Annotated in this window: 11 protein-coding genes; 6 read left to right on the top strand and 5 right to left on the bottom strand. The window is 58.9% G+C overall.

The genetic code is table 11. The features are described from left to right. The first annotated feature begins 1,038 nt into the window (after nucleotides 1-1,038). A complete protein-coding gene (locus MRX98_RS11730; protein ID WP_246908060.1) occupies nucleotides 1,039-4,239 on the top strand; it encodes a M4 family metallopeptidase in 3,201 nt (1,066 codons plus the stop codon). 145 nt (nucleotides 4,240-4,384) lie between these two features. On the opposite strand, the gene MRX98_RS11725 is transcribed toward MRX98_RS11730, so the two are convergent. Beyond that, nucleotides 4,385-5,143, bottom strand: coding sequence for a hypothetical protein (locus MRX98_RS11725; RefSeq protein ID WP_246908057.1), 759 nt, complete (start codon nucleotides 5,141-5,143; stop codon nucleotides 4,385-4,387). Between the two features lie 730 nt (nucleotides 5,144-5,873). Between MRX98_RS11725 and MRX98_RS22025 the strand changes: the two genes are divergently transcribed. Next, complete coding sequence (locus MRX98_RS22025) at nucleotides 5,874-6,008, top strand: hypothetical protein (RefSeq protein WP_281432318.1); 135 nt, start codon at nucleotides 5,874-5,876, stop codon at nucleotides 6,006-6,008. 250 nt (nucleotides 6,009-6,258) lie between these two features. Here the strand turns inward: MRX98_RS22025 and MRX98_RS11720 are convergent, their stop codons facing one another. Continuing rightward, nucleotides 6,259-7,716 (bottom strand): coniferyl aldehyde dehydrogenase, encoded by a 1,458-nt coding sequence (locus MRX98_RS11720; protein WP_246908055.1) that lies wholly within the window; start codon nucleotides 7,714-7,716, stop codon nucleotides 6,259-6,261. Between the two features lie 455 nt (nucleotides 7,717-8,171). Between MRX98_RS11720 and MRX98_RS11715 the strand changes: the two genes are divergently transcribed. Further along, nucleotides 8,172-8,480 (top strand): hypothetical protein, encoded by a 309-nt coding sequence (locus MRX98_RS11715; protein WP_246908052.1) that lies wholly within the window; start codon nucleotides 8,172-8,174, stop codon nucleotides 8,478-8,480. Nucleotides 8,481-8,564: 84 nt separating this feature from the next. Continuing rightward, entirely contained in the window at nucleotides 8,565-9,188 is a 624-nt protein-coding gene (locus tag MRX98_RS11710; protein ID WP_246908049.1) for an O-methyltransferase, read from the top strand. A gap of 48 nt (nucleotides 9,189-9,236) precedes the next feature. Here MRX98_RS11710 and MRX98_RS11705 read toward each other — a convergent pair whose 3' ends face one another. From MRX98_RS11705 to MRX98_RS11695, 3 genes are all read right to left on the bottom strand, one after another. Continuing rightward, entirely contained in the window at nucleotides 9,237-9,947 is a 711-nt protein-coding gene (locus tag MRX98_RS11705; protein ID WP_246908046.1) for a hypothetical protein, read from the bottom strand. Between the two features lie 91 nt (nucleotides 9,948-10,038). Next, a complete protein-coding gene (locus MRX98_RS11700) occupies nucleotides 10,039-10,338 on the bottom strand; it encodes a putative quinol monooxygenase (RefSeq protein WP_246908043.1) in 300 nt (99 codons plus the stop codon). 67 nt (nucleotides 10,339-10,405) lie between these two features. Continuing rightward, entirely contained in the window at nucleotides 10,406-11,566 is a 1,161-nt protein-coding gene (locus MRX98_RS11695) for an MFS transporter (RefSeq protein ID WP_246908040.1), read from the bottom strand. Nucleotides 11,567-11,914: 348 nt separating this feature from the next. Between MRX98_RS11695 and MRX98_RS11690 the strand changes: the two genes are divergently transcribed. After that, nucleotides 11,915-12,808, top strand: a complete 894-nt coding sequence (locus tag MRX98_RS11690) for an MBL fold metallo-hydrolase (protein ID WP_246908037.1) — start codon at nucleotides 11,915-11,917, stop codon at nucleotides 12,806-12,808. Nucleotides 12,809-12,928: 120 nt separating this feature from the next. Further along, nucleotides 12,929-13,723, top strand: a complete 795-nt coding sequence (locus tag MRX98_RS11685) for an IclR family transcriptional regulator (RefSeq protein WP_246908034.1) — start codon at nucleotides 12,929-12,931, stop codon at nucleotides 13,721-13,723. Nucleotides 13,724-13,728: the final 5 nt, after the last annotated feature.

Below are 13,728 nucleotides of genomic sequence, written 5' to 3'. Positions count from 1 at the left end.
CAACCCGACAAGCACCTGGGGTGCGATCCCGGTATCGATGTGGCCGGCTAAAATGGAAAGGCAGGTGCCCTATGATCGGAATCCTGGTCACGACACTGGCGATAGGTTACTTCATCAACCGATGCATCAGCGATAAAATGGCCAAGGCGACCTGTAGATTCTAACAACGAAAATCAATCGGCAGAGCTTCACCACTCAAGGCAAAATATACAACGAACTGCGTAAACGAATGGATAAGTTGGACACATAGGGCAGGGCCTCGATCGAGGCTCTGCCTTTGTGTTTTCGGGCGGATTGACTGTCTGCAAGGGCGGCCCAAGGATCTGGATGGACCGATGAATGGTCCTGTGGGCACCAGGTCATTACTTCGTTTCTTCCCTCACTTCAAATCTCTTTTCCAAAAGGAGTTGTCCTCCACCAATGCAATTCAGAACTGATCAATTGCATTTATACTGATGCAGTGCTCGCCTGAAGCCGGACGACTTTTTTGACCTGAACGGCACACATGCCTAATGTTTTTTGGCAAACAGACGAAAAGGAAGATATAGAAGTCGAATGGAGCTTTCATTGAGTGCGGCCACCATTCATGATTTGAAAATCCGATACCGCCTTCAACTTTTTCCGGGTTGGAACATTCAATCCCGGGGATGACTTTCAACGACGGTGTTTCAACTTACGATTAAATGAAAAGGGAGGTTGTGCGTGGATCGAATGCTAAAGCTTGTCCCAAAGTATGGCAGTGTTTTGATTGTCCTTTTGTTGGCCCTTTTCCTGGCCGGTGGGACCGCGGGATCGCATGGGCCTGCCCATCGGGATCATATTGGCTCAACGCTTGACTGGACGCTTCAAGGCGCATTGGAGGCGGGTTCTGAAAAGGAAGGGATTGCCAAAACAAGCCGTACCCTCAAGATCCAAGCCGCTCAGCAGACAATGCGTTTCGGGGCGGCCCCGTCGTCGGATATCCCCAGCAAGATCAGAGCCGAAATAGCCCGGGCTGGGGGCTTACGCGCAACAATCACCGATACGCAACGACATAGTTTGCAGGCGCTCAGCGCCCAGTCGCGTGATGATCAGGCGGTAGAGGTTCATTTCAATGCGCGCAACGGCACGCCGGCCTTTCTCAAGACCAAAGCGATCACCCGCGGAACCGTGGCGCGAAGCACGCGCGGGGCAGCCCAGGCCGAAGGCATCGCGCGGCAATTTCTGCGCAATAACAAGGAGCTGCTCAAGCTGCACCGTCCGGACCAGGAGATGTCATTGGTCCACGCCTGGTCCGATGCCAAGGGCGCCAGCCATTTCCGGTACCAGCAAATGGTGGACGACATTCCGGTGTTCGGCAAACAGCTTATTGTGCACGTGGACGCGGGCGATGCCGTCTACTTGCTCAATGGGCGATACGAACCGACGCCGCAAGATCTTGACACCACCCCCGCCATCCGCCCGAGCCAAGCCCGGGAAGCGGTTTCCCGGGATTTGAACGTTGCGGACGCGTGGGTCGGCGATGCCGAACTGGTGGTTTACACGCGCTCCTGCGGCAATTTGGTGCTGGCCTATCAGGTCGAAGCCGAAGAGAGTCTAACCGAGGCCTGGGTGTATTTTATCGATGCCCACAACGCTACCGTGGTGCACCGCATGACGCGGATCCATGGTAATGTGGTGAACGCCAGCGGCATCGATCTGCAGGGTACCCGACGCAACTTCAATGCCTGGCAACGAGGCGATACTTACTATTTGGTCGATGCGCGCATGCCCTCTTCGACGGTCCCCAACGATCCCGTCTCTTCGGTGGTCAGCCCGGGTAACACCTATGTGTTCAGTGCCAGAAACGGCGACTCCGATCTGTTCCACATCACTACCAAATCCTTGACCAGCGGTTGGGACACGGCAGGCACCAGCCTGATGGCCAACATCAAGATCGTGCATGACTACTACAAGAACAATTTCAACTGGAACGGCCTGGACAACAACAACCGCAATTATATGGGGGTGGTGCACCTCGGCCGCGATTATGCCAATGCCTTCTGGAACGGTACTTTCATCGCTTTTGGCGACGGTGACGGCAGAACCTTCAGCAATCTGGCCGCCTCCCTGGACATCACCGCCCATGAAATCCAACATGGGATCACCCAGTTTTCCGCCGGTCTCAAATATGAAAACCAGAGCGGCGCCCTGAACGAGGCCTATTCGGATCTGTTTGCCTGCATGGTGGACACCCGCAATTGGACCGTCGGGGAAGATGTGACCATCCCCAGTCCGGGCTACCTGCGCAATCTGGCCGACCCCACCGATGGACTGAGCGAATTGCCTCGGAACATGAGCGAATACCGCAACTTGCCCAACACCAAAGAGGGAGACTGGGGGGGTGTGCACATCAATATGAGCATCGGCAGTCGGGCCGGCTACCTCATGGCCGAGGGTTTGACGGCCGAAGGTCACGGAGAGAGCATCGGCCGCGCCAAAACCGCGCAAATCTGGTTCCGGGCGTTGACCACCTACTTGACGCCCTATTCGCAGTTTGTCGATGCCCGCAAAACCCAGATTCAGGCGGCCGAAGATCTCTATGGCGCAGGATCGGCGGAGGTCGCCGCGGTTCAAGCCGCCTGGGATGTGGTGGAGGTGTACGGCGACAGCGGACCTCCGGCGCCGCCCACGCCGACACCGGGCGATCCGGTATCCGGCGCCGACATGATGGTTTACCTGTACCCGGCCGACGGCACCCATGACCTGTCCAATGAAGATGAAGAGCAGTACCACCTCTACGTGCTATTGAATCCCGCCAATGGCTACGACCGGGACAATGACCTCGGTCCTTTGAACAACCTGTTGGATCGGCCCCGCTACACGAAACCGGCGGTTTACACCGCGAGCAACGGCAACAGCGTCATCTTCTATGTCACGGAAAATTTCGAACTCCACTCCGTTGTTCTTTATGCGGATGGCACGTCTGAAGAAAGTGTTCCCGTCGGATCCGATAACAATATCTGGAGTATCGCGATTTCCCCCGACGGGCGCTATTTTGCCTACACAACCAATGCCGGAAACGACAACCATATCCGTGTTCTCGATCTGGATGGTGATCGTGAATCCGCTATTCCGATTGTGACCCACACCGATACGCCGCCCGGCAGCGATCAGCTGTTCAACACCATCGAATACCCGGATGCCTTGACCTTCGATTTCACCAGCAAGGTTCTGGCCTTCGATGCCCTGAACTGCGTCTCAACGACGGAGAGTCTTTGCAGCCAGGGAGGCGGTTTCAAATACTGGTCCATCGGTACTTTACGGCTGGCCGATCATCCGACCGATCCGACTGCGGTACAGGGCACCCTTTCGTTCCCGGTTCCCAACCAGGACCCGGCATTCAATTTGGCATACCCGTCCTTTGCCGCCAACAACAACTATGTGCTTGCGGTGGATCTCATAGATTTGAGCCGATCCCCGATCATTTCATCTATGGTGTGGACCCTCAACACCCTTAACGGGCAAACCCGAAAAGTCGCCGACCCCAACCTGGAGGCCATAAAAGAGCGTGGTGTGTTCGGAGTACCGACCTTTTGGGCCGATGACGGTGCGATTACAATCCAAAGATTGAACAATGCAAACGGAACCGCCTACCGCGTCCCCATCGATACCGACTGGGCTGGACCGGCCGATTCCCGATATCAGGGCAACGGAAACATTACCCGCCTCAATGACTATGCCGTGGCGATGCCGATGATGCATCGCCGGGCGGCTCGAACCATCAGAAGTGAGATCACCTTGAGCACCTCGGCCGTCAATTTCGGTAGCGTCGCAGCACCTGCCCGTGCAACGCGCCAGGTGACCTTGAGCAATGGCGGCGCCAGGGATATCCGCATCCAAAACATATCCATCAACGGCTCTGACCATTTCACCCATAACGGCACCAACGCACTGCTGCCGCGCAATTCCGAGATGACGATCACCCTTTCCTATTCTCCCACTGCAGCAGGTTCGAGCTCCGCCACCCTTATCATCACCAGTGATGCGGACAACGCCATCGAGCAGATTTCCATGACCGGCACCGCCACAAGCACGGATGGTGGTGGTGGCGGTGGTGGCGGCGGTGGTGGCGGTGGTGGCGGGTGTTTCGTCTCGACCCTGGAAAACTCGGCAAATTACGGCGCACCCGTCGCGGCAATGGGATTGATCGGATTCATTCTCTTGGTGATGGGTATTGGTCGCAGCCGGTTGCAGGGCAGCCGGGCCGACGACGAGTAGGAGGGCATTGAGAGGGGTGCGCCTTGGACGCCTCCAACCCTTTATTCCATAAACAAATACTTCGGGGACGGTGGTCAGCCACCGTCCCCGAAATTGTATCCCCACTGGCGATCAATCGCCGGTCAGGGTTGGGATCCGGCCGGCATCAGTGCTGCACCAGAGATGTCGTGTGCAGAATGCCGCCATCCATGGCATCCACGTATATGCCATGACGCGACATCAACCCCTTCGCCACAACAACATGATAGGCCAGCCGTGCTTCCATGGGGGAAGTCGGGAAAACAACCAGGGATGTTTCCTGAACCGTCGAGCCCGGAGTGGGCGCCGCATCAAGGGCCCGGGCGGAAGCTTCGGCCGCTGTTAAGCGCGGGGAGGTGGATAGGGTCGCCAACAGGTCGCTGGGTATGAAGTCGCCCTGAAATAGATAGAAAGCACCCTCCTTATTGAAATGGGCGGTCACTATTTTCCCTTCGACCGGAACGGTTTCAACCACTTGCTCCATCTTCACATGCGCGCTGCCAAGCGTATCCTTTTGAACAGACGTAATTCTCAGTTCCTCCCGGGGTCGAGACAGCTTGAAAAACCCATTGTGCCGTTCCAACACGAGGAAAACGATTTCGCCATAATCGTTGCGTTGGTGTGCTTCTTCATATGCCGGCAAGTGCATTACGTTAGATGCGAGATTATTCCCCTTGATGCGGACGGGAATACCGTTGGCGCCCAAGTCCATTTCTGTGTGGGGCGGAGCGGTCATGGCGTCACTTCCTCCTGGTTTAGGGCTTTGCCCCTGTTGAATGGGTGTTTCGGCACCTTTGGGGGCCACTGGTTCCGTTGTCCGGCAGGCGGTAAAAGAGACCATAAAAGTTACCACAAAAATCAACATGCAAAATCTGAAGTATTTCAAGTTTCCTCCATTCATGCTCCTATGAGCGCTTCGTTCGATAATGGCCCATCATAAAGGAGCTTTGTCCTTGATGTCAAAACGCTTTTACGAATGGACAATGCCATCGCGAGTCGGGTTTAAGGTGTTTGTCGGGTTGGCAGGGTTGAAGGAGCGAAATCGGGGCGATAAGAGAACAGCTGCACCATCGTCCATGAATTCTGGGCAATCGATTCCGATTCCGATTTCGATGAGATTTGTTCTTTTTCGGAGGCGGGTGGGGCGGGGGAGCGCTGGGTGCTGCAATGCGTGCAGGCGCATAGGGGCCGTTATGGGGTGGGCGCAGGGCGTCCGGCCCGCACTGTCTGAGCGCAGCGCGTTTGCGGGCCGCCCGGAGCCCACCCCATTACGGCCCCTTGGCGCCAAAACGCGCAGCACCCAGCGCTCCCCCGCGCCCCACCCGCCGGCGGTGGCTCAACGCACCATTCCACCCAATCCAACCCACGCCCTGGCACCATTCGCGTTTGCCGTCGCGCTATTCTCAACCCAACCCCCAACCCCCAACCAGCAATCCACAACCCTCAACCCCCCAATCCCCAATGGATAGTTTCACCCCCTCATTCCGCCACCAACCGGTTCCCATTGCAATTCCTGCCGGGCGCCTCATCTTTTGCTTCAAATGCAGGACGAAAACAGAACGAAAGAACGACAACCAAAAATCAAACAAAGATCAAACAAAACGAGAGGTGATATCATGGCTCAGAACAATGTGCAGGATTACACGGACGAACGGAACGAGGGGCATGCCGACACGCGCGAAGCCAACTTTGAGTGTGAAAAACCCGACAAGAACCTGGGGTGCGATCCCGGCATCGATGTGGCCGGCTAAAAGTGAAAGGCAGGTGCCCTATGATCGGAATCATGGTCACGACATTGGCAATAGGTTACTTCATCAACCGATGCATCAGCGACAGGATGGCCAAGGCGACCTGTAAATTGTAAAAACGACAATTGAACGGCAGAGCTTCACCAATCAAGGCAAAAATTACAACGCACACAATCGGTTGTTTACATAGGGCAGGGCCTCGATCGAGGCTCTGCCTTTGTAGTTTTCGGGCGGATGGTCCGTGCCTGTCCCATCACCTGAGAAAGAGTTTGTAGACCAGCTTGTGAATCCATCTTCCATAGGGCGGATTGACGAACCGGGCGCTGTTGAACCAGGGCCGGATCATGACCCCTTTGGCCTTGCTGAAGGTCAAAAACCCTTCCCGGCCGTGATATTCCCCCATGCCGGAAGCGCCGATGCCGCCGAAGGGCAGATCGTCCTGGGCCACATGCATCAGCGTGTCGTTGACCAGAACGCCGCCGGAGTGGGTGCGGGTGAGGACGTAATCGATGTTGGCCCGATGTTCATCGAAAAAGTAAAGGGCCAAGGGGCGGGGGCCTCGATTCACGTAGGCCACGGCATCCGGCAGATCGTCGTAGGGGACCACCGGCAAAAGGGGGCCGAAAATCTCCTCCTGCATCAACTCCATCGCGTCGCTGACGTTCAATGCCAGGCACACGGGGCGTTTGCGGCCGCCGTCGAACAGTTCCCGGGACGGGTTGACCGTCACCAGGCGGGCGCCCTTGGCCTCGGCATCGGCGCACAATGCCCCCAGTCGATCATGTTCCTTGGCATTGATGATGCTGGTGTACTGCGGATTGTCGGCCAAGGCGGGATACATCGCGGCGACACTTTCACGGAAGGCGGCCTCGAAATCCTCCATGCGCCCACGGGGGCACAACACGTAATCCGGCGCAACGCAGGTTTGGCCCGCATTGAGCAACTTTCCGAAGGCGATGCGTTCGGCGGCATGGGCCATCGGCGCCCGGGGACCGATGATGGCGGGGGATTTGCCCCCCAGTTCCAGTGTGACCGGGGTCAGATTGGCGGCGGCGGCGGCCATCACCTGCCGGCCGACATGGGTGGACCCGGTGAAAATCAAGTGGTCCCAGGGTTTCCGGGCGAAGGCGGCGCCCGACCCCTCTTCGCCGGTCATGACCGCGACATGGTCTTCCGCGAAGGCCTCTTGGATCATGGCCTGCAACAGGCGCCCGGTTTGCGGTGTGTTGCGGCTCATCTTGATCATGACCCGGTTGCCGGCGGCCAGTGCGCCGACCAAAGGGCCGATGCCCAGGTAGAGCGGATAGTTCCATGGTACGATGACACCCACCACCCCCTTGGGCTGATAGATCACCCGGGCCTTTGCCGGCTGAAAAAGGAGGCCGACCCGGCGGCGCGCCGGTCGCATCCATTTTTTGACCCGTTTTGTCGCAAAGTGGATGCCTTCCACGCTGGGTAGCATCTCGGCCAGGAGGGTCTCGTCCCTTGACCGGCAGCCGAAGTCGCCATCGATCGCGGCGATGATGCGTTCCTGGTTGCGGAGCAATACATGCTTGAGGCGCTTCAGGTGCGCGATGCGCCGCGCCGCGCCGGGCATTGGATTGTTGGCAAAGGCGGCCTGCTGGGCTGCAAATATCCGGTCCAGTTCCGTCGGTTTTGATGCCGCCGTTCCCTGCGGGGCGTCCCCTTCATCCGGTACGATATTCTGCATGCGCAATTCCTTTCCTGGATGCCCCCCGGTCTATCGGGTGGATGTGGGTTTCGGGTGTCGAAATCGAGATGGTTATTGGTTCAGTTGCGTTTTTGGGCCTTGGTTCGACTCAGGTTCGCTTTCGATTTCGATACCGATATCGATACCGATTTCGATTTGAATTTTGGTTGCCAATGGAGCACGCCCCGTCTTGGGAACCGCCTTTTTCTATATCAATTTTGAGATAAAACCACATGCTTTTTCCGTGAGGCACGTTGCCGGGCCGATTGCGGTTGAGTTTGCCATTGCCCCATTTCAGCTCTAGATTGAACATGTTTCAATACTGTGAAATGTCATCATCCGAACGCCGGCAGGCAATCGCTTTGCGCGGCCTTGTCAAAAAAGAGTGCACGCATGCAACCGTTTGTCGCAAGCCGGTCGACCCGTTCAGGGGGATCCATAATGGAGGTGTTGTCATGAGTATGCCAAAGGACGAAATTCGCACGGAGCTTGCCCGGGCCTGGGGTCAGTACCTGGCCGCCTTGGGCAAATCGATCTCCTGGCTTGAAAAACATATCGAGGAGGCCAAGCAGATGGCAGGTGTCTGCACCGCGGAGTGGTGCCAGGCCACCGAGCATGTCATCGACGATTTGAACAATGCGCTGTTTTCCGTCAGCGAACCGCGCTGGATCGATGCGGAGATGTCCGCGGAGCTCAAGCGGCTGAAGCGCAAGATTTACGATTTGTACGTCAATTACCGCGGCGTCTACGCCAAGGCGGCCTAATCGGCGGTCGGGGAAAGGAGGGGGCCGGATGGTATTGCGGACCCTTCTTTCCCCCTTTTTTTAAATCGAAAGGAGGATGGCGCGATGGCACCCATGGTCAACGATCCGCATACCTATTTCGGGCAATGGCTGCCGCGGCGCTCGGCGTTGCTGCAGGAATTGGAACAAGAGGCGCAAAAAGAAAACATTCCCATCGTGGGGCCCGTGGTGGGCCATTTGCTCTATTTGCTGGCCCGTTTGAGCGGGGCTCGGCGCATCCTCGAGTTGGGTACGGCGACGGGCTATTCGACCCTGTTTCTGGCGCAGGCGTGCCGTCATACCGGCGGCCGTGTCGTGACGGTGGAGAGCAGCGCCGCCATGGCCGAAAGGGCGCGGCACAATTTTCAGCAAGCAGGCCTGGCGGAATATGTCGATCTTCAGGTCGGCGAGGCGTTGTCCTGGTTGCAGCCGGCGGAGGGGGCCTCTTCGCCGCTGGATATGGTTTTCATGGATATCGACAAGGCCGCCTATGCCCCGGCCTTGCCCCTGTGTGCCCAGCGGCTCCGGTCCGGAGGTCTTCTGGTGGCGGACAATACCGGGTTTCAGGATGCCCACGCCTTCAATACCCTCATCCACGGCCATCCGGATTGGGAAATGGTCAATCTCTGGATGTTTCTGCCGGGCCATTCGCCGGAAATGGACGGCTTGTGTATGGCTTTAAGGGTATAGGGAACCCACGCAGGGTGTCTTGGCAACCTACCCCGGTAGATCGTGCCTTCAGCCGGCCGCCTGCTGCCTTGGGGCGTTGACTCGGACAAAGTCCACCACGCCGTGACAGCGGCAGGCCGTGGCGATCATCAGGCAGCCGTCGCCGCAGCGGCGCGCCTGGTCCCGCGCCGCGAACAGTTCGGCGGGAGCGAGGGCGCCGACGCCGGGCAACAGTTGCCGGCTGCGTAAAACGATGGCCCGGCAACCCGCCGGCGCTTGCTTGCCCAGCAGGCGAAACAGGTCTTCGGGGCGGGGGCGGCCGGTGTGGGTGCAAATGTCGGCGGGTTCGGGGCAGTCGTCCGGGCAGCGAAAGTCGGCATGGCTGGTATAGACCCGGCCCAGGGGGCCGCGCATGGCATGGGGCAACAGGTGCAACCAGGCGTCCGGCACGCTGATCGGCGTGACCGTATGGTCGGGCTGCAGTTGGTCTTTCAACCACTGCGCGGCAACATGTTCGGGAATGGCCGGCACGATCCAATCCACACATGTGGCCGAGGTCAATGCGCCTTGCAACCATTGAACGGCATCCGCCTCGATGCAGTCGGCCGTGACTCCGTGGGGCAGGTTGCATGCCTTGCAATCCACCACGGTGATGGCCGCGCGGGGGTGGCGACGGGAAATGCGCGTCAGGGCAAGGCCGCCGAAGTGGCCGGCGCCGAGAATCCAGAAGCGCTTTGCCTGCCGGGATTTCTTGGATAGGGCGCTGGATGGCGGCATCATCTGTCCTCCCTCGGGCGAGGGGGTTTCCATGGGAACGCGCCCGGTGCGGCCGGGACGCACCGGGCGCCCGACCGCACCGGTTGCGCGCCGCTTACTTGCTCACCAGGTCGATCTCCTCCAGAACGGTGATCTCCGGCTTGGCCGCCAGCACCGCGCCCAGCTTCTGGGAAAACGCCTTGAAATGGGGCGTGGCGGAGTGGGCTGTCAAGGCATCCTTGTCCTTGTAGCGCTCGATCACCACTATCGTGTTGGGGTCCTTGGGGTTGCGGTTGAGGCTGTAGAGCAGGGTTCCGGCTTCACCGGCCACATCGGGCAGCAGGGCTTTGAAAGCGGTGATGGTTTCTTCGACTTTGCCTTCTTGGACCGTCAGTTTGGCGACCACGGAAATCATTGGGACATCTCCTCCTGTTAAAAGGTTTGCAGGGTCGGCACTCTTGGCCGGCCCCTGGATCGGCGATTCACGAAGCCGCTGTGCCGGCTTTGACCGCCAGTATGGCGGCCAAGGCCACTGCACCGATGCAGGCGACGAGGACCGCGGTAAGGCTGAAGGGTTCGTACAGAAAGGATAACAAGGCCGGCGCCAGGGCGTAACCGGAAAATTTGATCGCATTGTAGATGGAGGTGACCGGTTGCCGCATGGCGGGCACCATCTGGATGGCCTGGGTGTTGAGCGAAGTCCAGGCGGTGGCGGCGCCGGTGCCGAGGATCAGAAAAAACAACAGATGGTTGCCATACGAATAGGGCACGGTGGCCATCAATACGATGGCCAGCACGGCAATGGCGGCCCCGGCCAGGAAAACGGGACGGCGCCCCAGGCGATCCCCCAGCACGCCGGCGATGGGGGAGACGATGATGCCGGACAGCCCGGTGATGGAAAGGATGGTGCCGATTTTGTCCGATGGCAAAAAGAAGGTGGTTTTCAAGTGATCTGCGGTGAAGGTCATCACGCCGATATAGGCCAGAAAGAGACAGAACGCGGCGAAGCTGATCAAAAGCACGCCCGGTGCCCGCACGGCCGTGGCCAGCAGGGGCAGGATGCGCTTGATGCCGCCGTTGGTGCGCTCGGCGCGCGCTACGGGGGCACTGGTGCATCCATAGGCGATGGCCGTGGACAAGGCCAGCAGGGCCATGAAATGGAAGAACCAGGGCCACCCCAGATGGACCTCGATGATACCGGACAGAAAGGGGCCCAAGGTGATGCCGGCGGTGTAGGCCACGCCCAGCAGACCGATGGCTTTGCCCACACGGTCCGGCGGCACCAGCTCACCGATCAGGGCCATGATGACCGGGGTCAGAAATCCGGCCCCGATGCCCTGGAGTACCCGGAAGATCAGAAAAGCAGTCAGGTTGGGGGCCAGGCCGCTGAGCACCGCCCCCACGGTGTAGAGGGCGAAACCGAACAGCAAGGTGCGGCGTACATCGAACAGTTGGGCGATGGCGCCCGAGAAGATCTGGATGGCGATGAAGGGCACCATGTAGACCGTGATGGAAACCGCCGCCGTGCTGAAGGCCACGGACCATGATTGGGCCATGACCGGCAGGATGGTAACGATACCGAAGCCCCCCATGGGACCCATGGCGGCACCGAGATAGAGGGGAATGAGTCTTTTCAGGTCCAATGGCCATGATCCAGGGAAAAGCGTGATGCCCGTTCTGGCGGGCTGGGCGGGCCGTGGATTCAACTTAGAGGAGAACCGGTGGGTTGTCAACAATCGTTCCAGAGGCGAAACAGGTCGCTCGCTTGTCGAGATTCCTGTTCAACCAATTGAAAAAAAAATAAAAATTGAGGTGTCGAAATGGTCTGGACAGTTCCGGTGGGCCCCAAAATGTTTGACGGAACCGTATCCGTTTTTGACATTGTCGAATAGAATATGCTACCAAGAAAATTGGCGATGACCCGTAATAGCACCCGGCGATATGGTGCCGGGCGCTGCGGGGAGCATCGGAAAAGGTACATGGAGGATAGGATGAAAATATTGCCCCCGGCCAAAGTCACCGAACGCGTACTGCTTTTGGGCCACCCTGAGGCGTGTGTCTACCTGGTGCGTGACGGCGATGAAAGCGTGTTGCTCGGCGGCGGCATGGATTACATCGCGCCGGCGCTGATGGATCAGTTGCAAGCGATGGCGGTGGACGAGCGCAGCATCAAGCGGATCTGCATCCTCCATTCCCATTTCGACCACTGCGGTGTCGTGCCCTTTCTCAAGCAGCGCTGGCCGTGGGCCGTGGTCACCGCGTCGCCGCGGGCGCAGAATCTGTTGGCCAAACCCGAAGTGACGGCTGCCATCGCTCAAATGAACCGTGCCGCGGCCCAGCGGATGGGGCTCGACGCGGCGGTGCGGTCCCTGGGGTGTGACTTTACGCAAATCCGGGTGGAGGAGACCGTTGCCGAGGGAGATCTGCTGACCTGTGGCGCTTTGAATTTGCAGACCATCGAAGTGCCGGGCCACTCCTCTTGTTCCATCGCCTGCTACTGCTCTTCCGAGAAAGCCCTTTTCGCCTCCGACGCCGTGGGGCTCGAGCATGAGGGGGTTTACCAACCCACCCCCAATTCCAACTTCGATGAATACCAGCAGAGCCTCGCCAAGCTGGCCGGCTACGATGTGGACTGTTTGTTGCTGGAGCACTACGGTGCCTACACGGGCGATGATGCCCGGCAGTTCATCCCCCGGGCCATCGAAGCCGCCCGCGAGCTGCGGGCGTTGTTGGAGGAGACCTATCTGAAAACCCGGGATGTCGAAAAGTGCACGCAGGAGATGACCGATCTCATGCTCCAGCGGGCCGGCGACTCTTTTTTGCCCCGCGAAGTACGCGCACTGGTGGCCGGTCAGATGGTGCGTTACATTGCCAAGACGCTATGAGCCATCATCCTTGTCGACCCGGTTCGGTTGTCTTGACAGCCCAAGCAGGGTTCGGCTACAAAGGAGTGTGACATTGCCGTTGATACCAAATTCAATTCCACGATACCAAACAGGCGGTGAATGATGGCGATACAGTCGGTGGATCGGGCCTTGCAGATTTTGAACCTGTTTTCCCACCGTGTGCCCGTACTGGGGGTCACCGAAATCAGCCGCGCCGTCGGGCTTTCCAAGGGCACGGTGCACGGGTTGATTCGCACCTTGCTGCAGCAGGGGTTTTTGCAGCAGGACAGCGCCACGCGCAAATATCGTCTGGGGCTGAAGATTTATGAATTGGGCATCATCTGGGCCGGTACCCTGGAGATCAACCAGAAGTCGGCCGGGCCCATGAACCAGTTGGCCAAGGAGACCCTCCTGGAGTGCCGCCTGGCCATCTGGGACGGCGACTCCATGGTCATCACCTCCACCGTGCATCCCCGCGCCCGGGCGGTGCTGCCCCATCAGTTCGGCCCCCGGGTGCACGCCTACTGCTCGGCCATCGGCAAAGCGGTGTTGGCCTTCATGGATGATGCCCAGGTGGAGCGCTATTTGAAGCGCACCCAATTCACTGCTTTCACCCCCAATACCGTCACCGACCGGCAACAGTTGTTGGAAGACCTGGTCCAGACCCGGCAGCGCGGCTACGCCTTCGACCGCGAGGAGGCAGTGCAGGGGTTGTCCTGCATCGGGGCGCCGATCTACCAGCGCAGCGGGCAGGTGGCCGGGGCCCTGAGTGTGTCGGGGGGTACGCAGCGGGTGATGGGGGATAAAATGGAGGGATTCGCCCTGGCGCTGATGAACACTGCCGCGGAAATATCCCGCTACATGGGCTATTTTCCGGGCTATGGCGATACCGCCGCCGCCGATCGCCCGCGCTGACCACG

Origin of the sequence: Desulfatitalea alkaliphila (assembly GCF_022968795.1) — a bacterium.
Classification (GTDB): Bacteria; Desulfobacterota; Desulfobacteria; order Desulfobacterales; family Desulfosarcinaceae; genus Desulfatitalea; species Desulfatitalea alkaliphila.
The sequence above is the reverse complement of the archived record's forward strand: the minus strand, read 5'-3'. Positions and strand labels throughout refer to the sequence as shown.